The 24,474-nt window shown below is 66.7% G+C and carries 22 protein-coding genes and 4 tRNA genes; all 26 read right to left on the bottom strand.

The annotated features are described in order from the left end of the window. Window positions 1–8 precede the first annotated feature (8 nt). Complete coding sequence (rpoB, locus tag N7L95_RS17435) at window positions 9–4,118, bottom strand: DNA-directed RNA polymerase subunit beta (protein ID WP_301256526.1); 4,110 nt, start codon at window positions 4,116–4,118, stop codon at window positions 9–11. Window positions 4,119–4,446: 328 nt separating this feature from the next. Further along, on the bottom strand, window positions 4,447–4,821 hold the full coding sequence (gene rplL / locus N7L95_RS17430) for a 50S ribosomal protein L7/L12 (protein WP_301256525.1): 375 nt from the start codon (window positions 4,819–4,821) through the stop codon (window positions 4,447–4,449). A gap of 36 nt (window positions 4,822–4,857) precedes the next feature. Next, on the bottom strand, window positions 4,858–5,391 hold the full coding sequence (rplJ, locus tag N7L95_RS17425) for a 50S ribosomal protein L10 (protein WP_301256524.1): 534 nt from the start codon (window positions 5,389–5,391) through the stop codon (window positions 4,858–4,860). 279 nt (window positions 5,392–5,670) lie between these two features. Next, a complete protein-coding gene (gene rplA, locus N7L95_RS17420; protein WP_301256523.1) occupies window positions 5,671–6,378 on the bottom strand; it encodes a 50S ribosomal protein L1 in 708 nt (235 codons plus the stop codon). Window positions 6,379–6,380: 2 nt separating this feature from the next. Further along, the gene (rplK, locus tag N7L95_RS17415; RefSeq protein ID WP_265407208.1) at window positions 6,381–6,812 is read right to left on the bottom strand and encodes a 50S ribosomal protein L11; all 432 of its coding nucleotides are present in this window, start codon (window positions 6,810–6,812) and stop codon (window positions 6,381–6,383) included. Between the two features lie 176 nt (window positions 6,813–6,988). Further along, complete coding sequence (gene nusG / locus N7L95_RS17410) at window positions 6,989–7,483, bottom strand: transcription termination/antitermination protein NusG (protein ID WP_301260175.1); 495 nt, start codon at window positions 7,481–7,483, stop codon at window positions 6,989–6,991. 76 nt (window positions 7,484–7,559) lie between these two features. Next, window positions 7,560–7,940, bottom strand: coding sequence for a preprotein translocase subunit SecE (secE, locus tag N7L95_RS17405; RefSeq protein ID WP_301256522.1), 381 nt, complete (start codon window positions 7,938–7,940; stop codon window positions 7,560–7,562). A 158-nt stretch (window positions 7,941–8,098) separates the two neighbouring features. After that, window positions 8,099–8,174: transfer RNA gene (locus N7L95_RS17400), tRNA-Trp, on the bottom strand. 12 nt (window positions 8,175–8,186) lie between these two features. After that, window positions 8,187–9,377 carry an elongation factor Tu gene (gene tuf / locus N7L95_RS17395; protein WP_301256521.1) on the bottom strand — a complete coding sequence of 397 codons (1,191 nt, stop codon included), beginning with the start codon at window positions 9,375–9,377 and terminating at the stop codon, window positions 8,187–8,189. Window positions 9,378–9,428: 51 nt separating this feature from the next. Next, window positions 9,429–9,503 (bottom strand) — tRNA-Thr (locus N7L95_RS17390). A gap of 80 nt (window positions 9,504–9,583) precedes the next feature. After that, a tRNA-Gly gene (locus tag N7L95_RS17385) sits at window positions 9,584–9,657 on the bottom strand. A gap of 89 nt (window positions 9,658–9,746) precedes the next feature. Next, window positions 9,747–9,832: transfer RNA gene (locus tag N7L95_RS17380), tRNA-Tyr, on the bottom strand. Between the two features lie 196 nt (window positions 9,833–10,028). Continuing rightward, a complete protein-coding gene (locus N7L95_RS17375; RefSeq protein WP_301256520.1) occupies window positions 10,029–11,105 on the bottom strand; it encodes a porin in 1,077 nt (358 codons plus the stop codon). Window positions 11,106–11,169: 64 nt separating this feature from the next. Next, complete coding sequence (locus tag N7L95_RS17370; RefSeq protein ID WP_301256519.1) at window positions 11,170–12,285, bottom strand: ABC transporter ATP-binding protein; 1,116 nt, start codon at window positions 12,283–12,285, stop codon at window positions 11,170–11,172. Between the two features lie 31 nt (window positions 12,286–12,316). Then, window positions 12,317–13,837, bottom strand: a complete 1,521-nt coding sequence (gene nagZ / locus N7L95_RS17365) for a beta-N-acetylhexosaminidase (RefSeq protein ID WP_301256518.1) — start codon at window positions 13,835–13,837, stop codon at window positions 12,317–12,319. A 34-nt stretch (window positions 13,838–13,871) separates the two neighbouring features. Then, window positions 13,872–14,717 (bottom strand): carbohydrate ABC transporter permease, encoded by an 846-nt coding sequence (locus N7L95_RS17360; protein ID WP_301256517.1) that lies wholly within the window; start codon window positions 14,715–14,717, stop codon window positions 13,872–13,874. A gap of 13 nt (window positions 14,718–14,730) precedes the next feature. Continuing rightward, window positions 14,731–15,657, bottom strand: a complete 927-nt coding sequence (locus tag N7L95_RS17355) for a carbohydrate ABC transporter permease (protein WP_301256516.1) — start codon at window positions 15,655–15,657, stop codon at window positions 14,731–14,733. Window positions 15,658–15,800: 143 nt separating this feature from the next. Next, the gene (locus tag N7L95_RS17350; RefSeq protein ID WP_301256515.1) at window positions 15,801–17,066 is read right to left on the bottom strand and encodes an extracellular solute-binding protein; all 1,266 of its coding nucleotides are present in this window, start codon (window positions 17,064–17,066) and stop codon (window positions 15,801–15,803) included. A 115-nt stretch (window positions 17,067–17,181) separates the two neighbouring features. Continuing rightward, complete coding sequence (locus N7L95_RS17345; protein WP_435870026.1) at window positions 17,182–18,201, bottom strand: SIS domain-containing protein; 1,020 nt, start codon at window positions 18,199–18,201, stop codon at window positions 17,182–17,184. Continuing rightward, the gene (nagA, locus tag N7L95_RS17340; protein ID WP_301256514.1) at window positions 18,198–19,313 is read right to left on the bottom strand and encodes an N-acetylglucosamine-6-phosphate deacetylase; all 1,116 of its coding nucleotides are present in this window, start codon (window positions 19,311–19,313) and stop codon (window positions 18,198–18,200) included. Before nagA ends, N7L95_RS17345 begins: the two co-directional genes overlap by 4 nt. Further along, the gene (locus N7L95_RS17335) at window positions 19,310–20,047 is read right to left on the bottom strand and encodes a GntR family transcriptional regulator (protein ID WP_301256513.1); all 738 of its coding nucleotides are present in this window, start codon (window positions 20,045–20,047) and stop codon (window positions 19,310–19,312) included. The genes nagA and N7L95_RS17335 overlap by 4 nt, the downstream gene beginning before the upstream one ends. Before the next feature lie 7 nt (window positions 20,048–20,054). Next, on the bottom strand, window positions 20,055–20,948 hold the full coding sequence (locus N7L95_RS17330) for a glucosamine kinase nucleotide-binding domain-containing protein (RefSeq protein ID WP_301256512.1): 894 nt from the start codon (window positions 20,946–20,948) through the stop codon (window positions 20,055–20,057). Window positions 20,949–21,201: 253 nt separating this feature from the next. Next, window positions 21,202–22,002: a uracil-DNA glycosylase gene (locus N7L95_RS17325; RefSeq protein WP_301256511.1), complete on the bottom strand. Its 801-nt coding sequence runs from the start codon at window positions 22,000–22,002 to the stop codon at window positions 21,202–21,204. A gap of 13 nt (window positions 22,003–22,015) precedes the next feature. After that, a complete protein-coding gene (gene trpC, locus N7L95_RS17320; RefSeq protein ID WP_301256510.1) occupies window positions 22,016–22,807 on the bottom strand; it encodes an indole-3-glycerol phosphate synthase TrpC in 792 nt (263 codons plus the stop codon). Window positions 22,808–22,838: 31 nt separating this feature from the next. Then, window positions 22,839–23,885, bottom strand: coding sequence for an anthranilate phosphoribosyltransferase (gene trpD / locus N7L95_RS17315; RefSeq protein WP_301256509.1), 1,047 nt, complete (start codon window positions 23,883–23,885; stop codon window positions 22,839–22,841). Window positions 23,886–23,905: 20 nt separating this feature from the next. Continuing rightward, entirely contained in the window at window positions 23,906–24,472 is a 567-nt protein-coding gene (locus tag N7L95_RS17310; protein WP_301256508.1) for an aminodeoxychorismate/anthranilate synthase component II, read from the bottom strand. Window positions 24,473–24,474 lie beyond the last annotated feature (2 nt).

Below are 24,474 nucleotides of genomic sequence, written 5' to 3'. Positions count from 1 at the left end.
TGACTCCTTTAGTTGCGCTCGAGCTCGATGTCGATGCCGAGCGAACGAATTTCCTTGACCAGCACGTTGAACGATTCCGGCATGCCGGCATCGATCGCGTGTTCGCCCTTGACGATGTTCTCGTACACCTTGGTACGGCCGTTCACGTCGTCGGACTTCACGGTCAGCATTTCCTGCAGCACATAGGAAGCGCCATACGCCTCCAGCGCCCACACTTCCATCTCACCGAAGCGCTGGCCACCGAACTGCGCCTTACCACCCAGCGGCTGCTGCGTGACGAGCGAGTACGGGCCGGTCGAACGGGCGTGCATCTTGTCGTCCACCAAGTGGTGCAGCTTCAGCACGTGCATGTAGCCGACGGTGACCGGGCGCTCGAAGGCGTCGCCGGTGCGGCCGTCGTGCAGCGTGGCCTGGGTACGGGTCGCGGTCAGGCCCTTGGCCTTGGCGATCTCGTCCGGATAGGCCAGCTTCAGCATGCCGCGGATTTCTTCCTCGGCTGCGCCGTCGAACACCGGCGTCGCGAAGGGCACGCCCTTGGCCAGGTTCTGCGCCATCTCGATGACTTCGTCGTCGCTCAGCTCGTCGATGTTCTCGGTCTTGCCGCCGGACTTGTTGTACAGCTCATCGAAGAACTTGCGCAGCTCCTGCACACGGGTGTGCTGCTGCAGCATGTCGCCGATGCGCTGGCCAATGCCCTTGCCGGCCCAGCCCAGGTGCACCTCCAGGACCTGGCCGACGTTCATCCGCGAGGGCACGCCCAGCGGGTTGAGCACGATGTCGGCAGGCGTGCCGTCGGCCATGTAGGGCATGTCCTCGACCGGAACGATCTTCGACACCACACCCTTGTTGCCGTGGCGGCCGGCCATCTTGTCGCCAGGCTGCAGGCGGCGCTTGACGGCCAGGTAGACCTTGACCATCTTCAGCACGCCAGCCGGCAGCTCGTCGCCCTGCGTGAGCTTCTTGCGCTTTTCCTCGAAGGCGAGGTCGAAGCTGTGGCGGGTCTGCTCCAGCGAGTTCTTGATGCTTTCCAGCTGGTTGGCGATGTCGTCTTCCGCCGGACGGATGTCGAACCAGTGGTACTTCTCGACGTCGGCCAGGTAGGCCTTGTCGATCGTCGCACCCTTGGCCAGCTTCTTCGGGCCGCCGTTGGCGACCTTGCCGGTCAGCAGCTTCTCGATCCGGTCGAAGGCGTCGGCCTCGACGATGCGCAGCTGGTCGTTCAGGTCGAGGCGGAAGCGCTTCAGCTCGTCGTCGATGATCTGCTGGGCACGCTTGTCGCGCTGGATGCCTTCGCGGGTGAAGACCTGCACGTCGATGACGGTGCCTGCCGTACCCTGGTCGACCCGCAGCGAGGTGTCCTTCACGTCGGACGCCTTCTCGCCGAAGATCGCGCGCAGCAGCTTCTCTTCAGGCGTCAGCGTGGTCTCGCCCTTGGGCGTGACCTTGCCGACCAGCACGTCGCCAGCCTGCACTTCGGCGCCGATGTAGACGATGCCCGACTCGTCCAGGCGGGACAGCTGGTGCTCCGACAGGTTCGGGATGTCGCGCGTGATTTCCTCAGGCCCGAGCTTGGTGTCGCGGGCCATTACCACCAGTTCCTCGATGTGGATCGAGGTGTAGCGGTCATCGGCCACGACGCGTTCGCTGATCAGGATCGAGTCTTCGAAGTTGTAGCCGTTCCACGGCATGAACGCGACCAGCATGTTCTGGCCAAGCGCCAGTTCGCCCAGGTCGGTCGAGGCGCCGTCCGCGATCACGTCGCCGGCAGCCACCACATCACCACGGCGCACGATGGGGCGCTGGTGGATGTTGGTGTTCTGGTTGGAACGCTGGTACTTGATCAGGTTGTAGATGTCGACGCCGACTTCGCCTGCCACCGTCTCGTTGTCGTTGACACGAATCACGACACGGTTGGTATCGACATAGTCGACCACGCCGCCGCGCTTGGCAGCCACGACGGTGCCCGAGTCGACCGCGGCGACGCGCTCGACGCCGGTGCCGACGAAGGCCTTCTCGGGGCGCAGCGTCGGCACGGCCTGGCGCTGCATGTTGGCGCCCATCAGTGCGCGGTTCGCATCATCGTGCTCGAGGAAGGGCACCAGCGACGCGGCCACCGAGACGATCTGCGTCGGCGCCACGTCCATGTACTGGATGCGTTCCGGCGAGGTCAGCACCGACTCGCCCTTCTCACGGGCGGAGACCAGCTCGTCGATCAGCTTGCCTTCGGCGTCCAGCGACGCGTTGGCCTGCGCGATCACGTACTTGCCTTCCTCGATGGCCGACAGGTAGTCGATCTGGTCGGTCACCTTGCCGTCGCTCACGCGGCGGTAGGGGGTTTCGAGGAAGCCGTACTCGTTGAGCTGGGCGTACAGCGCGAGCGAATTGATCAGGCCGATGTTCGGGCCTTCAGGCGTTTCGATCGGGCAGACGCGGCCGTAGTGGGTCGGGTGCACGTCGCGCACCTCGAAGCCGGCGCGCTCGCGGGTCAGACCACCCGGGCCCAGGGCCGAGACGCGACGCTTGTGCGTGATCTCGGACAGCGGGTTGGTCTGGTCCATGAACTGCGACAGCTGCGACGCACCGAAGAACTCCTTGAGCGCCGCGGAAATCGGCTTGGAGTTGATCAGGTCGTGCGGCATCAGGGCTTCGGTCTCGGCCTGGCCCAGACGCTCCTTGACGGCCTTCTCGATGCGGGCCAGGCCCGAACGGTACTGGTTCTCGGCCAGCTCGCCGACGCAACGCACGCGACGGTTGCCGAGGTGGTCGATGTCGTCCACTTCGCCACGGCCGTTGCGCAGGTCCACCAGGATCTTGACGACGTCGAGGATGTCCTCGTTGGACAGCGTCATCGGGCCGGTCGGCTCGTCGCGGCCCACGCGGGCGTTGAACTTCATGCGGCCCACGCGCGACAGGTCATAGGTGTCGGCGCTGTAGAACAGGCGGTTGAACAGCGCTTCGACCGCGTCTTCCGTCGGCGGCTCGCCGGGGCGCATCATGCGGTAGATGGCCACGCGCGCGGCCAGCTGGTCAGCGGTTTCGTCGCTGGCCAGCGTTTGCGAGATGTAGGCACCCTGATCCAGCTCGTTGGTGTACAGGCACTGGATTTCCTTGATGCCGGCGCCGCGCAGCTTCTTCAGCAGCGAGTCGGTCAGCTCGTCGTTGGCCTTGGCGATGATCTCGCCGGTGTCCGGATCGACCTGGTTCTTGGCCAGCACGCGGCCGACCAGGAAGTCCTCGGGCACCGTGATGAACTGGGTGCCGGACTGCTCCATCGCCCGGGTGTGGCGGGCGGTGATGCGCTTGTCCTTCTCGACGATGACGTTGCCGGACTTGTCGGTGATGTCGAAGCGGGCCACTTCACCGCGCAGGCGCTCGGAGACGAACTCCATCTGCGCGCCCGAATCCATCAGGCGGAAGTTGTCGAAGACGAAGAAGTTCGCCAGGATCTGCTCGGGATTCAGGCCGATCGCCTTCAGCAGGATCGTGACCGGCATCTTGCGGCGACGGTCGACGCGGAAGAACAGGATGTCCTTCGGGTCGAACTCGAAGTCCAGCCAGGAGCCGCGGTAGGGGATGATGCGCGCGCTGAACAGCAGCTTGCCCGAGCTGTGGGTCTTGCCCTTGTCGTGCTCGAAGAACACGCCCGGCGAGCGGTGCAGCTGAGACACGATGACGCGCTCGGTGCCGTTGACGATGAAGGACCCGTAGTCCGTCATCAGCGGCACTTCGCCCATGTAGACTTCCTGCTCCTTGATCTCCTTGACCGTCTTCGCCTGCGGCGACTCGCGGTCATAGACGATCATCTGCAGCTTCGCGCGCACCGCGGAGGCGTAGGTCAGCCCACGCTGCTGGCACTCGCGGGTGTCGAACGGAGGCTTGGCGATGTTGTATTCGATGAACTTCATCTCCACGAACCCGTTGTGCGACACGATCGGGAAGGCGGAAAGGAAGGCTGCCTGCAAGCCCTCGGGCTTGCGCTTCTGCGGGGGCACATCCTTCTGGAGGAAGGCGACGTAAGATTCCCGCTGCATCGTCAGCAGGTAGGGGACGTTGAGGACGCTTTCGCGCTTGCCGAAGCTCTTGCGAATGCGTTTGCGCTCGGTGTAGGTATACGCCATAAACACTCCGTACGTTGAAGCGACCTGCTTGGCCTGAACAGGTGCTCAATCGGGCGACTGGCGATCAGGTCCGGGGGCTTCCCCCATAGGGCGGCGGGGGACGGAACTGAAGCTTGGTGGCTGGCCACTACCAGCCGCTGGCGGACGACCTCGGCGTTGCACCGCGGTCCGACCAAACCGTCTCTCTGCAGTCGGATCAGAGAACACTCGGAAAGGTACTCAAGGGTGCCTTGAATTCCCTTTCCGGGTGCGCTCCACGAGACAAATCCATGAAGCGCAAAAGGCTGGGAGCCCTTGAAAAGCCCCCAGCCCCATGCGGGAAACGCAATTACTTGAGTTCCACCTTGGCGCCGGCTTCTTCCAGCTTCTTCTTGGCGGCTTCGGCGTCGGCCTTGGCAATGCCTTCCTTGACGGGCTTCGGAGCGCCGTCGACCAGGTCCTTGGCTTCCTTCAGGCCCAGGCCGGTGATTTCGCGCACGGCCTTGATCACGCCGACCTTGTTCGAGCCGGCTTCCAGCAGCACGACGTTGAATTCGGTCTTCTCTTCAGCAGCCGGAGCAGCAGCGCCGCCGCCAGCAGCGGGAGCAGCCATCGCAGCGGCGGACACGCCGAACTTCTCTTCAATGGCCTTCACCAGGTCATTGAGTTCCATCACGGACATGCTGTCCAGGGCGGTCAGGAAAGCGTCTTTATCGAATGCCATTTTGGGTTCCTAAACTGTGGGTTCGTATGAATGAAATCAAGCTGCGGGGGCGGCTTCGGCAGCGGGTGCCTCGGCAGCGGCGCCTTCGCCACGCTTCTCGGACAGGGCAGCCAGCACGCGAGCCATGCGAGACACCGGCGACTGCATGAGGCCCAACAGTTGGGACAGCAGCACTTCCTTGCTCGGGATGGAGGCGAGTGCCTTCACGCCGGCGGCGTCGAGGGCTTTGCCACTGTAGGCGCCGGCCTTGATGACCAGCTTGTCGTTGCCCTTGGCGAAGTCAGCGATGACTTTCGCGGCGGCAACGGCATCTTCCGAAAAGCCGTAGATCAGCGGACCAGCCATGGACTCGGCCGCCACTTCGAACGGGGTGCCAGCGACAGCACGGCGAGCCAGCGTGTTCTTCAGGACGTGCAGGTACACGCCTTGGGCACGGGCTTGCTTGCGCAGCTGGTCCAGTTGAGCGACGGTGAGGCCACGGTACTCCGCCAGCGCGAGCGTCTGCGAGCGGGCTGCTTGCTCCGCCACTTCCGTCACGACGGCTTGTTTCTCGTTGCGATTCAGACTCAAGGTCTACTCCTCACATTCACACCCGGGTCACCCCGGGTGCACCAGTTAACAGCGACCTCTGTTCAGGAAACCAGGCCGGTCTTGCGACCGGCCTCACATCCATTCCAGCGGGTGCGCCATCTGCGTTGGCTGGGAGTGGGGCTTGGCGCCCTGCTCCGGATTAAGCGGCCCGAAAGCCGCACCAACGGTCTTTGATAGCCCACAGCCTTCCGTGAGAAAGGCTGCGGCCCACCAATTCAAGCGCCGCACGCGATGCGCGACAGCGCTTCAAATGCTTCTTCAGGCAGCCGGTGCAGCGTTGATCGTCGCTGCATCGACGCGCACGCCGATGCCCATCGTCGAGGACACGGCGACCTTGCGCAGGTACACGCCCTTGCTCGATGCCGGCTTGGCCTTGTTCAGGGCTTCCAGCAGCGCCGCCAGGTTGCCACGCAGCTTGTCGGCGTCGAAGGAACGACGGCCGATGGTGGCGTGGATGATGCCGGCCTTGTCGACACGGAACTGCACCTGGCCTGCCTTGGCGTTCTTCACCGCGGTGGCGACGTCGGGCGTGACGGTACCGACCTTCGGGTTCGGCATCAGGCCGCGCGGGCCGAGGATCTGGCCCAGCGTACCGACGATACGCATCGTGTCCGGCGAGGCGATCACGACGTCGAAGTTCAGGTTGCCGGCCTTGACTTGCTCGGCCAGGTCTTCCATGCCGACCACGTCGGCACCGGCGGCCTTGGCTTCCTCGGCCTTGGCACCCTGGGCGAACACGGCGACGCGCTTGGTCTTGCCAGTGCCGTTGGGCAGCACGACGGCGCCACGCACGACCTGGTCGGACTTCTTCGCATCGATGCCGAGTTGCACGGCCACGTCGATCGACTCGTCGAACTTGGCGACAGCCGCTTCCTTGACGAGCGACAGGGCTTGCTCGATCGGATAGAGCTTGGTGCTCTCGACCTTGCCCTGGTTAGCCTTTTGGCGCTTGGTCAGCTTGGCCATGATCAGACACCTTCCACGATGATGCCCATCGAACGGGCAGAGCCTGCAATGGTCTTGACAGCGGCGTCGAGGTCGGCGGCCGTCAGGTCCTTCATCTTGGTCTTGGCGATCTCTTCGAGCTGGCCACGGCTGATCTTGCCGACCTTGTCGAGGTGGGCGCGGCTGGAGCCCTTCTCGATCTTGACGGCCTTCTTGATCAGGACCGTCGCGGGCGGGGTCTTGATGACGAAAGTGAAGGACTTGTCTGCAAAGGCGGTGATGACCACCGGCAGCTTCAGACCGGGCTCGACGCCCTGGGTCTGGGCGTTGAACGCCTTGCAGAATTCCATGATGTTCAGGCCGCGCTGACCCAGCGCAGGACCGACCGGGGGCGAAGGATTGGCCTTGCCTGCCGGGATTTGCAGCTTGATGAAGCCGACAATCTTCTTGGCCATGATGGCTCCTAACCGAGTTCAATCGCCGGCCTTGCGGCCAGCTCCTCGTCGAAACAACCCACTTGCTTGCATGGCGGCGCGCCCCGGGGCTGGAAGGACACGCCACTGAAATTCAGGGCAGTGCGGGCCACGGCGGCGGGCGCTGGTCCCGGCCGCGCGGCACTCGGGCCACTGCGTCAGATCTTCTCGACCTGATGGAAGTCCAGCTCCACGGGCGTCGCCCGGCCAAAGATCGTGACCGAGACGCGCAGCTTGGACTTGTCGTAGTTGACTTCCTCGATGGCACCGTTGAAGTCGGTGAAGGGGCCTTCCTTGACGCGCACCACCTCGCCCACTTCCCATTCCACCTTGGGCCGGGGCTTCTCGATGCCTTCCTGCATCTGGTTGACGATCTTCATGACCTCGTCTTCCGAGATGGGCACCGGGCGGTTCCGGGCACCGCCGACGAAGCCGGTCACCTTGGACGTGTGCTTCACCAGGTGCCAGGTGTCGTCGTCCATCACCATCTCGACCAGCACGTAGCCGGGGAAGAAGCGGCGCTCGGTGACGGCCTTCTTGCCGTTCTTCACCTCGATGACTTCTTCGGTCGGGACCAGGATACGGCCGAACTTGTCCTGCATGCCGGCGCGGTCGATGCGTTCGCGCAGATTGCGCTCCACCGCCTTTTCCATGCCGGAATAGGCATGCACGACATACCAGCGCTTGGCCGAGGCTCCGCTTTCGTTTTCGCTCACGTCGTGCACTCCTTCAGCGCCAGTTGAGGATCAGGTCGTACAGCACCCATTCCAGCGTCTTGTCGGTCAGCCAGAGGAACAGCGCCATCACGACGACGAAGGCAAAGACATAGCCCGTCATCTGCATGGCTTCCTTGCGGCTCGGCCACACGACCTTCTTGACCTCGCGCCACGACTCGTTCGAGAAGCCGATCAGCTGCTTGCCCTGCTCGGCCGTGAAGAACAAGGCCACCGCAGCCACCAAGCCGAGGGCCAGCGCCACGACGCGAACCCAGGTGTCTTGCTGGTTCAGCAGGTAGAACGCCGCCACAGCGCCAATGACCAAGGCGCCCGAGAGGGCGAGCTTGGCTTTGTCTGCGCCGGTGGTGACGGTTTCGACTTGTGGTTGGCTCATTTGTTTCGTTTGGAATGTGACGGCTGGACCGCCACCATCAGCAGCAAAGCCCGCCGGGCTTGTCAGACCCTGTCGGGTCCTGCCTGCGGGCTGCTGGAGGGGCCAAATCCGGTCTCAGGCGGCTGGCGCCGGCGCCAGGCGCCTGAGTCACTGGTATCTGGCAGGGGCAGAGGGAATCGAACCCCCAACCTTCGGTTTTGGAGACCGACGCTCTGCCAATTGAGCTATACCCCTAAACCTCTTCTCTTACTCGATGATCTTGGCAACGACGCCGGCGCCGACGGTGCGACCGCCTTCACGGATGGCGAAACGCAGGCCTTCTTCCATGGCGATCGGGGCGATCAGCTTGACGGTGATCGACACGTTGTCGCCCGGCATCACCATCTCCTTGTCTTTCGGCAGCTCCACGGCGCCGGTGACGTCGGTGGTGCGGAAGTAGAACTGGGGACGGTAGTTGTTGAAGAACGGGGTGTGGCGGCCGCCCTCTTCCTTGCTCAGCACGTACACCTCGGCGGTGAAGTGCGTGTGCGGCTTGATGGAGCCCGGCTTGCACAGCACTTGGCCGCGCTCGACGTCTTCACGCTTGGTGCCGCGCAGCAGGATACCCACGTTGTCGCCAGCCTGGCCCTGGTCCAGCAGCTTGCGGAACATCTCCACGCCCGTGCAGGTGGTCTTCTGCGTGGCCTTGATGCCGACGATTTCGATTTCTTCGCCGACCTTGATCACGCCGCGCTCGACGCGACCGGTCACCACGGTGCCGCGACCGGAGATCGAGAACACGTCTTCCACCGGCATCAGGAAGGTGCCGTCGATGGCACGCTCAGGCGTCGGGATGTAGGTGTCCAGCGCTTCGGCCAGGCGCATGATCGCCTGCTCGCCCAGCTCGCCCTTGTCGCCTTCCAGCGCCAGCTTGGCCGAACCCTTCACGATCGGGGTGTCGTCGCCGGGGAAGTCGTACTTGCTCAGCAGCTCGCGGACTTCCATTTCCACCAGCTCCAGCAGCTCGGCGTCGTCCACCATGTCGCACTTGTTCAGGAACACGATGATGTACGGCACACCGACCTGACGCGCCAGCAGGATGTGCTCGCGGGTCTGCGGCATCGGGCCGTCAGCGGCCGAGCACACCAGGATCGCGCCGTCCATCTGGGCCGCGCCGGTGATCATGTTCTTCACGTAGTCGGCGTGCCCCGGGCAGTCGACGTGCGCGTAGTGGCGGTTCTGCGTCTCGTACTCGACGTGCGCGGTGTTGATCGTGATGCCGCGCGCCTTCTCTTCCGGCGCCGCATCGATCTGGTCGTAGGCCTTCGCTTCGCCACCGAACTTGGTCGACAGCACCGTCGTGATCGCTGCCGTCAGCGTCGTCTTGCCGTGGTCCACGTGACCAATCGTGCCCACGTTGACGTGCGGCTTGGTACGCTCGAACTTGCCTTTTGCCATTTTTCCGATCTCCTGACGGCCGAATGTCGGTGTTGGACGGTATGAATGAGGTGGTGCCCATGACGCGGATCGAACGCGTGACCTCTCCCTTACCAAGGGAGTGCTCTACCACTGAGCCACATGGGCATCGACACGGGTTTGGATGCTCATTGAACACCCAAACCGGTATCGACCCGGAAAAACCACTCTCGCGCGCCTGTCAGCGCTGGAGCGGGAGACGGGAATCGAACCCGCGTCATTAGCTTGGAAGGCTAAGGTTCTACCATTGAACTACTCCCGCCCGGGAGCGCCTTCGAGACCCCTTGCGGGAGACCTCTCAGGCCAGGCATCACTTCAACCGCGCCCAAGCCAAACAAATTTGTTTCGCCTTGGTGGAGGAGGCTGGATTCGAACCAGCGTAGGCGTAAGCCAACAGATTTACAGTCTGCCCCCTTTAGCCACTCGGGCACCCCTCCGCGGCGAAGCCACAGATTCTAGCGACATCTTTCCGGAAATGCCAAGCCCTCCTCGAAAAATCTTCAAATATTTTTGTGGGAGCAGCGCCGACACCGTGCGGCAGGCAAAAAAAGGGGCGCCAAATGGCGCCCCGAAGAGAAGCCGGCGCTCGCTCTCGCAAGGCGCGCCGGATGAGGAGAGGTGCCGCGAGGCGGCTCAGAAGGCGTACTCGAGGCCCAACAGGACCCGCGACTTGTTCCACCAGCCAGCGGTGGTGGCGGGGTTGGAGGCCTTCACGTAGCGCCCGAAGACCACCAGCGAGGGGTCGACGATGTAGAGCGCCTGCACCGCGCTGATGTGGCCGCCCTTGTCGGTGACCGGGCCGTCCAGGTCGTCGTTGCGGGCGTGGCTGGCCTTGAGCACCCAGTCGGCATTGGCCCACTGCAGCGCCAGCTGCCAGGTGTCGCGGTCGTAGTCGCCGGGGGTGTAGGTCACATCGCCTGCCTTGAACGATTCCTTCACGTCAGAAGCGCCGCGCAGCCAGGCGCCGTACAGCGAGAAGCCGTTGAAGGTCGGGCTCTGGGCCGCCAGCAACCAGTTGGACGAATGGCTGCCAACCTGTTCCATGTCGCCGTTGGCTGCGGAGCGACCGCGGTTGTACTCGTAGCCTGCATGCAGCGTGGCGCCGGCGATCGAGTAGTGCCCCACGATGGAGGCCGAGCGCGACTTGCGCTGGATGAAGTCGTTGTCCTTTTCCGCGTTGCGGTCGCCGCGGCCGAAGGACGCCGACACGGTGAAATCCCCGAACTTCGGCGAGTCCCAGCGCAGCTGGTCGGACACCCGCACGTAGGAGCCGCCGCCCGGCACGCTGGTCGCCTCCACCAGCGGGTTCACGCCGCCGTTGGCGAACGGCCAGTCGAGCGTTTCGCCATAAGGGGTCAGCAAGCGGCCGATGCGCAGCTTGCCGAAATTGCCTTCCAGGCCCGCCCAGGTGTCCCGCGTGCCGAGGGTGCCGGACTCATAGGTCTTCGCCGAGAGCCCGTTGGGGCCCAGGAAGCCGGTCTCCAACTGCCAGATGAACTTGGTTCCGGGGAACTTGCCCAGGTCCTTGGAGCCGCGAAAGCCGATGCGCGACTCGTTGAGCACTTCGTCGGTGCGCTTGCCCAGCTTGTTCTCGGTGGACATCAGCCCGAAAGCCACGACGCCGTAGATGTCGACGTTCTTGATGTCGGCAAAGGCCGAGGAGGCGCAGGTCAAGGCGGCCGCGGCGGCCAGCAGTTGGATGCGGTTCATGTTTTGTCTCTCCGTTGGAAGGTTGTGTGTGGAGTGGTCGTGAACAACACGCGGGGGAAATGCCTCAGCCGGAGGTCAAGCCGGCCGGGCGGGGAAAAGCGCGCCCCTGGCTGTCGAACAGGCAGGCACGCGTGGCATCGGGTTGCAGGCTGCAAGTGGCGCCGCTGGCGAACGGCAGGTCGGAGCCGGGCACGCGCACGATCAGCGGCTCGGCGAGCCCTTCGCAGCGCACATGCACCAGGGCCGCGTCGCCCAGGTACTCGATGAGGTCGATGCGTCCGGGCAGGCCCGGCTGGCCGGCCGCGGCGAGGCCCAGGTGGTCGGGGCGCACGCCGATCGTGCAGTCCGAGCCGGCGGCGGCGCCGCGGGCATCGGCGGCGAGCTGCAGGCGGGCGCCGCCCGGCGCCACCACCTCGGCCTGGTTGGCCGACACCGGGCCGAGCCGCGCGGGCAGGAAGTTCATGCGGGGCGAGCCCAGGAAGCCGGCGACAAACAGGTTGGCGGGATGCTCGTAGAGCTCCAGCGGGGTGCCGACCTGCTCGATGCGGCCGCCGTTGAACACGACGATGCGCTGGCCCAGGGTCATCGCCTCGACCTGGTCGTGGGTCACGTAGATCATGGTCGTGCCCAGCTCGCGGTGCAGCCGTGACAGTTCCACCCGCATCTGCACGCGCAGCGCCGCGTCGAGGTTGGACAGCGGTTCGTCGAACAGGAAGACCTGCGGCTTGCGCACGATGGCGCGGCCGATGGCCACCCGCTGGCGCTGACCGCCCGACAGGGCCTTGGGCTTGCGGTCGAGCAGGTGGGTGATCTGCAGGATCTCGGCGGCGCGGTCCACCGCCGCCTTCAGCTCGGCCTTGGGCGTGCCGGCGAGCTTGAGGGCGAAGCCCATGTTCTCGGCGACGGTCATGTGCGGGTAGAGCGCGTAGCTCTGGAACACCATGGCAATGCCGCGTTCGGCTGGCGCCACGTCGTTGACCACGCGGTCGCCGATGCGCAGCTCGCCGCCGCTGATGTCCTCCAGCCCGGCGATCATGCGCAGCAGCGTCGACTTGCCGCAACCGGAGGGGCCGACGAACACCATGAACTCGCCGGCCCGCACGTCGAGGTCGATGCCGTGGATGACCTGGACGCGGTCGTCGTAGCTTTTCTGGATCTTTTTGAGTTGCAGGCGTGCCATCGCAAGCGCTCCGGGTTCGTCAGTTCGAGGGTCAGTTCGGGGAAGAGGCCAAGGGCGCCAGGGCGACCGGGGCACGGCCTTCGGCGCGCAGGCTGCCAGCGAGCCAGCGGTCGAGGGCGTTGAGGGCGCCGTCGGCGTAGCCCCAGGTCACCGCGGCCGGCGCAGCGATGTCGAGCGCCTGAAACGGGTTCCACAGCACCAGGTGCAGGTCGGGCGCCCAGCCGCCACCGGACTCGGCCGGATAGCGCAGGCGGTGGTTGGAGGCCAGCACGTTGAAGCGGTCATCGGCCGGCAGCTCCGACCAGCGCATGGCCAGCAGGTCCTTCACCAGCACCGCCTCGACGTCGAAGTGGCGCGACAGCAGCGCGGCGACCTGCTCACCGTCGAGGCCCGCTTCGGACACCCCGTCGCAGGGCACCCGGCGCTGGGCGATGACGCGCACGCGCGAGCCGGGTGCCGGCGGGCGGGCCGGCCCGCACAGCGTCAGGCCGCGGCTCCAGGCGCCTTGCATCAGCTGCTGGTCGAGGCGGCGCTGCTCTTGCGGATAGGGGCGATGGTCGACCGGGAAGCGGTCGGCCAGGGCGTGCAGGCGGGCCTCGGCACGGCGGCACTGGGCCAGGTCCAGGCGACCGTCGGCCAGTGCATCTTCAATGGCCTGCACGGCCGCCGCCTGCTCCTCGAAACTGCCGAGCGCCATCACCATGTCGGCGCCGGCCGCCAGCGCCATCACCGCGGCACGGTGGTGGCCGTAGCGCTCGTGGATGGCCTTCATCACCAAGGAGTCGGTGATCACCACGCCGTCATAGCGCCAGTCGCGCCGCAGCAAGTCGCCGAGCACCGCGCGCGACAGCGTGGCCGGGTGTTCGGGATCAAGCTGGGGGTAGACGATGTGGGCCGTCATCATCGCGGGCGCCTCATCCTTCAGGGCCTTGAAGGGCAGCAGCTCCAGCGCTTCCAGCACGGCGCGCGGCTTGTCCACCACCGGCAGATCGAGGTGAGAGTCGACATGCGTGTCGCCATGGCCGGGGAAGTGCTTGACGCAGCAGGCCACGCCTTCGCGCAGCGCGCCACGCATCCAGGCGCCGGCGAGGCGGGCGACTTCCCGCGGGTCGGCACTGAAGCTGCGCTCGGCCACCACCGGGTTGTGCGGGTTGTTGTTGACGTCCAGCACCGGCGCGAAGTCCCAGTTGATGCCGAGGCTGCGCAGGCCACGGGCCACCGCAGCACCGACCTCTTCGCTCAGCGCCGCGTCACCGGTGGCGCCCAGCGCCATCGGGGCCGGCGCCTGCGGCAGGAACGTGGCCCGAACGACCGCCCCACCCTCCTGGTCGAGCCCGATCAGCGCGTGTGGGCCCATCACCGCGCGCAGGTCGGCGGTCAGGCGCTTGACTTCATCCTCGCTGCCCAGGTTGGCACGGAACAGGCAGACCGCCCGGATGCGGTGGCGGTGCAGGAAGTCGGCCTGCGCCGCGCTCAGCGAGGTGCCTTCGATGTTGACCATGACCAGCGAGCCCGCATGGAAGCCGCTGCCAGAAGAGGGCGTGGAGTTCATCATGTGCTTGTCGAAAGGGGGTGGACAGCCGCGCTCACTTGACGGCACCGTCGAGGCCGCGCATGAAGAAGCGCTGCGTGAAGAAGAAGACCAGCAGGGCCGGCGCGATGGTGAGCACCGCACCGGCGGCGATCACGCGGGTGGCGCTGCCAAAGGTGCCGGAGAGCTCGAGGATGCCGACAGCCAGGGGCATCAGCTCCGACTTGGTCAGCACCACCCCGGGCCAGAGGAAGTTGTTCCAGCTGGTCACGGTGGTGAAGATGATGAGCGTGGCGATCTGCGGCAGCGCCAGCGGCAGCATGATCTGCCAGAAGATGCGCAGCTCAGAGGCACCATCCACCCGCGCCGCGTCGATCAGGTCCTGAGGCACTTCCTCGAAGGCGCTCTTGAGCATGAAGATGCCGATGGCGCCGGCGATGGTGGGCAGGATCACGCCGAGGTGGGTGTTGACCAGGCCGAGCTTGCTCATCGTGATGAAGTTGACGAGGAAGTTGACCTCGGTGGGCAGCATCAGCGTCACGAGGATGATCGAGAACACCAGCTGCCGGCCCTTGAACTTCAGCCGCGCCAGCGGGTAGGCCGCCAGCGCGCAGACCACCACCGTCCACACGACGGTCCAGAAGGTGATCCAGATCGAATTCCAGTAGTAGCGCCCCAGGTCGATGACCTTGAACACTTCGGCGAAGTTGACCCAGGAGGGGGCGCTGGGAATCAGCGAGGGTGGAAAGGCGAAGACGTTGCCTTCGGTGCCGATGGCGGTGGACAGGGTCCACAACATCGGGAAGGCACAGAACAGCGCCACCAGCACCAGCACCAGGTAGTGCAGCAGTGCACCCAGGCGCCGGGCACGGCGTTGCGAGGACAGGATCTTGGGCAGCATCGCGAGGACTCCTTCAGCGATGGCGCGGGCGGATGAACTTGAAGTTCAGCCACGCGATCAGGATGCAGAACACCGACACCACCAGGCTGGCGGCCAGCGCGCGGGGGAAGTTGAACGAGCGGATGCCCATGTCGTAGGCGTAGTACAGGCCGGTGAAGGTGGAGCTGATGGGGCCACCCTGCGTCAGGATCAGCACCTCCTCCAGCACCTTCATGGCCGCCAGCGTGGACAGCACGCTGCACAGCAGGATGGTGGGCGCCAGCATGGGCACCGTGATGCGCCAGAAGCGCTGCCAGCGGTTGGCGCCGTCGAGGATGGCCGCCTCCTCCACCTCCTTGGGGATGGATTGCAGCCCCGCAAGGTAGAGCACCATGTACCAGCCCAGGCCCCGCCACATGGTGACGAACATCACCGCGTACAGAGCGATGCGGTCGTCGGTGAGCCAGCCCACCGGTTCGTTGATGACGCGCAGCCACTGCAGCACGGCGTTGATCAGGCCCTGCTCGTTGTACATCCAGCCCCACATGATCCCGACCACCGAGACCGAGGTGACCACCGGCACGTAGAAGGCCGCGCGGAAGAACTTGATGCCGGGCAGGCTGTTGTTGACGAGCACGGCCAGCCCCAGCGCGCCCAGCTGGATGAAGGGCACGATGAGCAGGTAGAGCAGCGAGTTCTTCACGCTGGTGATGAAGACCTCGTCGGCGAACAGCTCCTCGAAGTTCTTCAGCCCCACCCATTCGGGCGGCGTGATGACCTTGTATTCGGTGAAGGCCAGGTAGCTGCCCCACAACACCGGCCAGAAGGTGAAGGCTGCCAGCAGCAGCAGCGCCGGGGTCAGGAAGAGCCAGGCTTGCGCGCTGGCGGGCAGGCGCGGGCGCCGGGCGGCACGTGGGGTGTTCACGGCTGTGGTCTCCAGCGCGTCGGCAGTGGTGTCCATCGGCAGACCTTGTCTTGTCTCGTGTCGATCCGGGCCAGGCTCCGCCCAAGCCGCGGTCGCGGGCGCGACCACGGGCTCGGGGGTGCTTGGCGTCCGGGGGGCCGAGCCGCCGGATGGCGGCTGCGGCCGGGCTCAGGGCCCGCTTACTTCTTGGCGACCAGCTTGGCGTTCCAGAAGGCAGCGGCGTCGTCCAGCGAGGCCTTGATGTCCTTGCGGCCGATCACTGCCGCTTCGACGGCGTCCTGCAGGCGCTTGTTGAGCGTCTCGAAGTCCGGCACGCCGGCAACGTACAGGGTGCGGATGGCGTCCATCGTCTTGGCGCCGGTCGACACTGCCTTCTCGAAGGCACCGGCGTTCGCCGGCAGCTGCTGGAAGACCGGGTCGGCGGCCGCCTTGCGGGCGGTCGGGAAGGTGCCGGACTGCTTGGAGAACTCGATCTGGTTCTCGTCATTGGTGAGGTACTTGGCGAACTTGCCGGCCTCGGTGAACACCGCGCCGGTCGCGCCCTTGGGTACCGCGAAGTGGAACAGCCAGCCACCGGCGGCGACCTTGGTCGGGCCCACCGGTGCGGCCGTCACCTCGGTCACCGCGTAGATGTCCTTGGCGTCGTCACGGATGCGCACCAGCGCCTGCGGCGGCGCCACCAGCATGCCCAGGCGACCGGACTTGTAGGCGTCGATGGAGCTCTGGAAGTTGTCCTCGGCAAACAGCTTGTCCTTCAGCAGCGCGCCGGACTTGTAGGCGTCCTGGAACTTGGCCAGCAGCGCCACGTGTTGCGGCGAGTTGAAGACCGCCTTGCCGTTCTCCACCAGCGGCAGGCCTTCCTGCAGGAAGACGCCGGCGATCTTGCCCAGCGCCGGCGAGAAGCCCGCCTGGCCGGTCTTGGCCTTGATGGCCTTGGCTGCAGCCAGCTGCTCATCCAGCGAGGCCGGCGGCTTGGCAATGCCGGCCTGCTGGAACATCTTGGTGTTGTAGGCCGTGACGTTGGCGCCGTTGTAGTGCGGGAAGCCGTAGGTCTTGCCGTTGAAGGTCACGTCCTTGAGCGGGCCTTCGGCGTAGGCGGCGCGGTCGGCGCCGAGCAGGGCGTCCACCGGCTGGATCACACCGTCCTGGGCATAGTCGTAGGCCCAGGGCACGTTCAGCTGCACCAGTGCCGGCGCGCTGCCGGCGGCGATGGAGGCGGTCAGCTTGGCCTGCAGCACGTCCCAGGGCACGTCCACCCACTCAACGTCCACGTTGGGATTGGCCGCCTCGTACTTCTTGACCACCGAGTCGAAGTAAGGCGTGAACTTCGGCTTCATGCTCATGGTCCAGAACTCGACCTTGACCTTGTCGGCGGCGCTGGCGGCGTGGCTGAGCAACAGGCCGCAGGCGGCAAGGCTGGCCAATGCGAGATGCTTGATTTTCATGATTTGTCTTCCTTTCTCTTCTGGCGCTGTGAAGACGACAAGGCTCCGCCCGGGCCCTGGCAGGGCCATGTCGCCGGCTCTTCTCTCGGGGCCGCCGCTCACCGCGGCGGCGGGGTCACCGCGTTCGGGTCACCTTGGCAAGGTGGCGGGGGCGGTCAGGGTCCAGGCCGCGGGCGCGTGCGAGCGCCTCGACCATGGGGTAGAAGCTCTGGACGGCAGCGATCGGATCGAGGTCGGACATCGTGGTCTCCACCGTGAGCAGCTCGGCGCCGGGCGTGCCAGCGGGGGCAGCCAGCAGCACCTTCGCGCCGCGGCCGCGCATTTCCTCGGCCAGCGCGAGCAGGCTGGCCTGGGCCGGGCCGCGCGGCGCGAACACCAGCAGCGGGTAGCCTTCTTCGATCAGCGCCATCGGGCCGTGCTTGACCTCCGCGCCGGAGTAGGCTTCGGCCTGGATGCCGCAGGTCTCCTTGAACTTGAGCGCCGCCTCGTTGGCGATGGCGAGGCCCGTGCCACGGCCGATCACGAACAGCCGGTCGGCCCGCAGCAGCGCCTCGACACCAGCGCTCCAGTCGCTCAGCGCCGCACGCTGCAGCACTGCCGGCAGCGCAGCCAGGTGCTCGTCGAGCGCCCCGCCCTCCCAGGCGCTCACCAGGCGAGCGCCTGCCACGAGTTGCGCGATGAAGCTCTTGGTGGCCGCCACGCTCAGCTCGGGCCCGGCGCGCAGCGGGAAGACCCACTGCGCCGCCTCGGCCAGCGGCGAGTCCGGCGCGTTCACGAAGGCCGCGGTGGTCGCGCCGGCCCCCTGCAGGTAGCGGGTGGGCGTGATCAGGTCGGGGCTTTGCCCGGACTGCGAGAAGGCGACCGACAGCAGGCCATGCGCCTGCAGCTGCGACTGGTACAGCGTCACCACCGACATCGGCAGCGAGGTCACCAGCCGGCCCAGCCGGGCCATCGTGAGGTAGGCCATGAAGCTGGCCGCATGGTCGGAGCTGCCGCGGGCGATGGTCAGCACGCCGCTGGGGGCCTGGGCGCGCAGCAGCGCACCGAAGGCGGCATAGGCGTCGCCGTCGGCGGCGAGCTGGCGGGCGACGGCTGCCGGCGCTTCGCGGGCTTCGTCGAGCATGTGGGTGTTCACAGGGCCTCTCCTTCAACGATCACTTGTTTGAGCTGCAGCTGGCGGTCCATCACGACCACGTCGGCCCAGGCCCCCGGCGTCAGCCGGCCGCGCTCATGGAGCGCCAGGTAGTCGGCGGCGAAGGTGGAGACGCGGCGCGAGGCGTCGTCCAGCTCCAGGCCCAGGCCGACCAGGTTGCGCAGCGCCTGGTCCATCGTCAGGGTCGAGCCGGCCAGGGTGCCGTCGGGCAGGCGCACGCCGCCCATGCACTTGGTCACCTTGTGGCGGCCCAGCATGTAGTCGCCGTCGGGCATGCCGGCCGCGGCCGTCGAGTCGGTCACGCAGTACAGGCAGGGAATGGCCCGCAGCGCGACACGGATGGCCCCCGCATGGGCGTGCAGCAGGTCGGGAATGATCTCGGAGTAGCGGGCATGGGCCAGCGCCGCCCCCACCATGCCGGGCTCGCGGTGGTGCAGGCCCGTCATGGCGTTGAACAGGTGGGTGAAGCCGCCGGCGCCCAGGTGCAGCGCCTCGACGCCGTCCTCGTAGGTGCCCAGCGAGTGGCCAATCTGCACCTGGAAGCCTTCGGCCTTCAGCGAGGGGATCAGCTCCAGGTTGCCGTGCAGCTCCGGTGCCAGCGTGATCAGGCGGATCGGCGCCAACGCGTCCAGGCGCTTGAGCTCCTCCATGGAGGCCGGGCGCGCATAGTTGGGCTGGGCGCCGAGCTTGCCGGAGTTGATGTAGGGGCCTTCGAGGTGCACGCCGAGGATGCGCGCGCTACCGCGCTGCCGCTCGCGGCAGGCCGGGCCCAGCGCGGTGAGCGCGGTTTCCAGGTCGGACAGCGGCGCCGTCATGGTGGTGGCCAGCAGCGACGTCGTGCCATGCCGCAGGTGCAGCGAAGCCACCCGTTGCGCCGCGTCACCGCCCTGCATGATGTCGCGCCCGCCACCGCCATGCACGTGCAGGTCGATGAAGCCGGGCAGCACGATGTCGGTGGCGGTGTGGCGCACCACCCGCTCCTCGACCGGGTCGCCCGAGATGCGGACGATGCGGCCGTCTTCATGCGCCAGCACGCCCTGCACGAAGCCTTCCGGCGTCAGGATGTGCCCCTCGATCACCCCGGAGGTTTTCATGCCGCGTCCCGCCTCATTTCGGCCACGAAGTCGTAGTAGTCGCTGCGGCAGTAGGAATGCGTCAGCTCCACCGCCTGGCCCGATTCGAGGTAGCCGATCCGGGTGATGAACAGCACCGCCTGGCCGGTGGGCACCTCCAGCAGGTCGGCCAGCTTGGCCTGCGCGTTGAGGGCGCGGATGTGCTGCAGCGCTCGCACCGGCGCGTGCCCGCTGCGGGCCAGGAATTCGTACAGCGAGTTCTCCACCGCCTCGGGGTTGGGCAGCACCGCTTGCGGAATCACGCTGACCTCGTAGGCCATCACCGCCTCGTCGGCCAGCCGCAGCCGCTCCAGCCGGGCCACCCGGGTGCCGGGCGACAGGCCCAGGCTGAGCTGCTCCTCGGGCACCGACGGCGCAAGCGTGCGCTCCAGCCAGCGCGAACTCGGCGTATAGCCACGCTGGTTCAGCTCTTCGGAGAAGCTGGTGAGACGGGACAAAGGTTGCTCCAGGCGCGGCGCGATGTAGTTGCCCGAGCCGCGCCGGCGCACGATCAGGCCCTGATCCACCAGTTGGTCAATGGCCTTGCGCGCGGTCACGCGCGAAACGCTGAGCGATTCGGAGAGGGTGCGCTCCGAAGGCAGGGCCTCGTCGACCTGGTAGCGGCCGTCGCGGATGGCCTGGCTCAGCACCTGGGCCAGCTGCAGGTACAGCGGCGAGCTGTCCGCAGGGTCGGGTTTGAATTCGAGGGTTTTCATCAGCAGATCAATTTGCGCTTTGCATCAAGGCGCGGCGGACCAGGTGCAGGGCACCATCCACCGCGTCGCCTGCCGGCTCCACACGTCGCATCTGGGTCGCCTCGGAGAAGCGCGACGCCAGCCGCCCGCCAATGCTGCCGCACACCACCAGCGGCACGCCTCGCGGACCGTCGAGCGCCTGCGCCACCGCGTCCAGCGCCTGCACCGCGCGGCGCAACAGATGCGCCGCCGAGAGGTCGGCGGCCTCAGTATCGAACACCAGCGGCGCGAGCTGCGCGTACTCGAACTGCCCCGCCTCGTCGCACCAGGCCAGCAGGCGCTCACGGGTGGAACCGCAGACCTCCCAGACGGCATGCACGAGCGCGCTTTGGTGAATGCGGCCGTCCATGGCCCACTGGGCGAGCCGCACGGCCCGCTGCCCCAGCCAGGCGCCGCTGCCTTCGTCGCCCACCGGGAAGCCCCAGCCGCCCACGCTCAGGCGCGTACCGTCCTCGCGCCACAACTCGCCGACGCTGCCGGTGCCGGAGGCCACGATGGCGCCCGGCCGGCCAGCATGGGCGCCGAGGAGCATTGCGAACGCATCGGTTTCCAGCGCCACTTCAGCAAAGACCGCACCCGGCGACTCGGCGCGGGTGGCGAGGAAGCTGTCGCGCCAGCCATGGTTGTGCACGCCGGACAAGCCCATGCCCACCGCGCAGGCCCGCAGGGGTGGCTCCGACACGCCGGCGCTGGCGAAGGCGGCATCCACGGCGCGGCGCACCTGGAGCCATGCCTGCTCGATCCCCTGGCCCAGCGCGGACGGCCCGGCTTGCCCGGCACCGACGACCGTGCCGTCCGTGCGTATCACGCGTGCCCGCGTGCCGGTGCCTCCGCCATCCACGCCAACCAGGTAGTCGATCATCGCTGCGCCTGCGCTCCGTTGTGAAACCAGTCAACTGTGTTTTATGACACAGCATTGATACCAGTTTAATACCAGAAATACCAAAACTTCAAGTGGTATTTTGGCAGCCCGAAGGAAAGCCGCGCTCGATTTTTATCGAAGACGTGCGGACGCCGCACTCCTCCTGGCAGTACAAGGGCAAACCACTATTGCGCGGCCTTCAATCAAATGAGACCAAAGCAATACCAATTTACCCTGTGCGAAGCCGATCGGCTTACCAGGTGATGGGTTCGGTGCCAGGGCGGTGCTGGGCGAGCCAGGCGTTGGCCTGGGAGAAGTGCCGGCATCCAATGAATGGCACCGGCGGACGCAGGGCCGCCAGCGGGGAAGGATGGTTCGCGGTGAAGACCGCATGGCGCTGCGTGTCGATGAGCGCCTGCTTGCGCTGCGCCGGAGCGCCCCACAGCAGGAAGACGCAGGGCCCTGCATGCCGCGAGACGTGCGCGATCAGCTGGTCGGTGAGCCTCTCCCACCCTTGCTTGGCGTGGCTTTGCGGCTGGCCGTCCTCGACGGTGAGCACCGTATTGAGCAGCAGCACGCCCTGGGCGGCCCAGCGCGTGAGGTCGCCCTCGCGGCCCATGGGCTGGCCCAGGTCGGCGGCGACTTCCTTGTAGATGTTGCGCAGGCTGGGCGGCAGCCGGGTGCCGGTCGGCACCGAGAAGGACAGGCCGTGCGCCTGACCGGGGCCATGGTAGGGGTCCTGGCCAAGGATCACGACCCGCACCGCTTGCAGCGGCGTGAGTTCGAGCGCCCGGAAGACGTCTGCCGGATAGATGCGGGCCCCGGCGGCCACGCGCTGGTCGACGAACTCGATCAGCCGGCAACCCGGCTCGGACTGCCGGAAGGCGTCGGTGACTGGCCGCCAGCAGGCTGGCACCCGGTCGAAGCAGGCTTCCAGCGGCTCGCGCAGCAGGTTGGCCGCCTCGGGCCCGGCGGCAGGCACGGTAGGCGGCGCCGGCGCGGCAGCCGGAGGCGAGCCGAAGAGATCGGGCTGCTGCGGAGAGCGGCGCGTCATGCCAGGCTCCGGCTCAGTCGCTGAACAGCTGCGCGAGTGCCACCCCCGGATCGGCCGCGCGCATGAAGGCCTCGCCGACCAGGAAGGCGTGCACATCGGCGTCACGCATGCGCTGTACATCGGCCCGCTGCAGGATGCCGGATTCGGTGACCAGCAGGCGGTCGGCCGGCACCTCGGGCAGCATGCCCAGCGTGGTGTCGAGCGTCACCTCGAAGCTGCGCAGGTTGCGGTTGTTGATGCCCAGCAGCGGCGTCCTCAGCCGCAGCGCCCGCTGCAACTCTTGATGGTCGTGCACTTCCACCAGCACCGACATCTGGAGCGCCAGCGCGGTGGCCTCCAGGTCGGCCATCAAGGCGTCGTCCAGGCAGGCAGCGATCAGCAGGATGCAGTCCGCGCCCATCGCCCGGGCCTCGAACACCTGGTATTCATCGACCAGAAAGTCCTTGCGCAACACCGGCAGTTCGCAGGCCGCGCGGGCCTGTTGCAGATAGTCGGGCGAGCCGTGGAAGAACTGGCGGTCGGTCAGCACCGACAGGCAGGCGGCACCATGGCGGGCGTAGCTGGCCGCGATCTCGGCCGGCACGAAGTGCTCGCGCAGCACGCCCTTGCTGGGGCTGGCCTTCTTGATCTCGGCAATCACCGCGGCCTGGCCGGCGGCCACCTTGGCGCGCAGGCTGCCGGCGAAATCGCGCAGGCCGCCGCGTTGCTCGGCATCGCGGCGCACAGAGGCGGCGTCGCGCTGCGCGCGGGCGGCGGCGATTTCCTCGCGCTTGACCGCCACGATCTTGTTCAGGATGTCGCTCATTGGAAAACCTCCATGCTGCGGGCCGCGGCGCTCATGCCTGTCCCCCGGCGTCCTTCAGGCCCTGCGACACCCGCACGAACTGGCTCAGCTTGGCCAGCGCCCGGCCGGAGGCGACCGCCTCACGCGCCATCTTGACGCCTTCGGCCACCGAGGCTGCCACGTTGGCGCAGTACAGCGCGCCGCCGGCATTGAGCAGCACGATGTCACGCACCGGGCCGTCTTCATTGGCCAGCGCGCGCTGGATACAGGCCACCGATTCTTCGCGGTTGGCCACCCGCAGCACCCGGGTGTCGTAGACCGGCAGGCCGAAGTCGCTCGGATGCACGACGTACTCGCGCACCTCGCCGTCCTTCAGCTCGCCGACCAGCGTCTCGCCCGACAGCGAGATCTCGTCCATGCCGTTCATGCCGTAGACCACCATCACGTGCTCCGAGCCCAGGCGCTGCAGCACCCGCACCTGGATGCCGACCAGGTCGGCGTGGAAGACCCCCATCAGCTGGTTGGGTGCCTGCGCCGGGTTGGTCAGCGGCCCGAGGATGTTGAACAGCGTTCGCACGCCCAGCTCCTTGCGGACCGGCGCGGCATGCTTCATGGAGGCATGGTGGTTGGGCGCGAACATGAAGCCGATGCCGGTTTCCTCGAGGCAGGCCGCGACCTGCGCCGGCTTGAGGTCGATGTGGGCACCCAGCGCCTCCAGCACATCGGCGCTGCCGCTGCTGGACGACACGCTGCGCCCGCCATGCTTGGCCACCCGTGCACCAGCTGCGGCCGCCACGATCATCGCGGCGGTGGAGATGTTGAAGGTGTGCGCCGCGTCGCCGCCGGTGCCGCACAGGTCGACCAGGTGGGTCTTGTCGGGCACCGCCACGGGCGTGGCGAACTCGCGCATGACCTGGGCGGCGGCCGCGATCTCGCCGATGGTTTCCTTCTTGACGCGCAGGCCGACGGCCAGCGCGGCGATCATCACCGGCGACATCTCGCCGCTCATGATGCGGCGCATCAGCGCCAGCATCTCGTCGTGGAAGATCTCGCGGTGCTCGATGACGCGCACCAGCGCGTCGGTATTGGAGATGGGCATGATCGGCCGCCTGCGGGTGTCTATCGGACGTTGAGGAAGTTCTTCAGCATGGCATGGCCATGCTCGGTCAGGATGGACTCGGGGTGGAACTGCACACCCTCGATGGCCAGCTCCTTGTGCCGCACGCCCATGATCTCGCCGTCCTCGGAGGTGGAGGTCACCACCAGGCAGTCGGGCAGCGACTCGCGCTCGATGGCCAGCGAGTGGTAGCGGATCACGGTGAAGTCCGCCGGCAGGCCCTGGTAGAGGCCCTGGCCGTCGGTATGGATCACGCTGGTCTTGCCATGCATCTGGCGCTGCGCGCGCACCACCTTGCCACCGAGCGCCGCACCGATGCTCTGGTGCCCCAGGCAGACACCCAGGATGGGCAACTTGCCGGCGAAGTGCTGCACCGCCGGCACGCACACGCCCGCCTCGGCCGGCGAGCAGGGGCCGGGCGAGAGCACCAGGCGCTCGGGCTGCAGCTCGGCGATGCCTTCGAGCGTGATCTCGTCGTTGCGGAACACCCGCACGTCCTGCCCCAGCTCGGCGAAGTACTGCACCAGGTTGAAGGTGAAGGAATCGTAGTTGTCGATCATCAGCAGCATGG

The organism is Eleftheria terrae (assembly GCF_030419005.1).
Lineage (GTDB): Bacteria > Pseudomonadota > Gammaproteobacteria > Burkholderiales > Burkholderiaceae_C > Caldimonas > Caldimonas terrae.
Note: the sequence above shows the minus strand (reverse complement) of the source record. Positions and strands in the feature narration are given on the sequence as shown.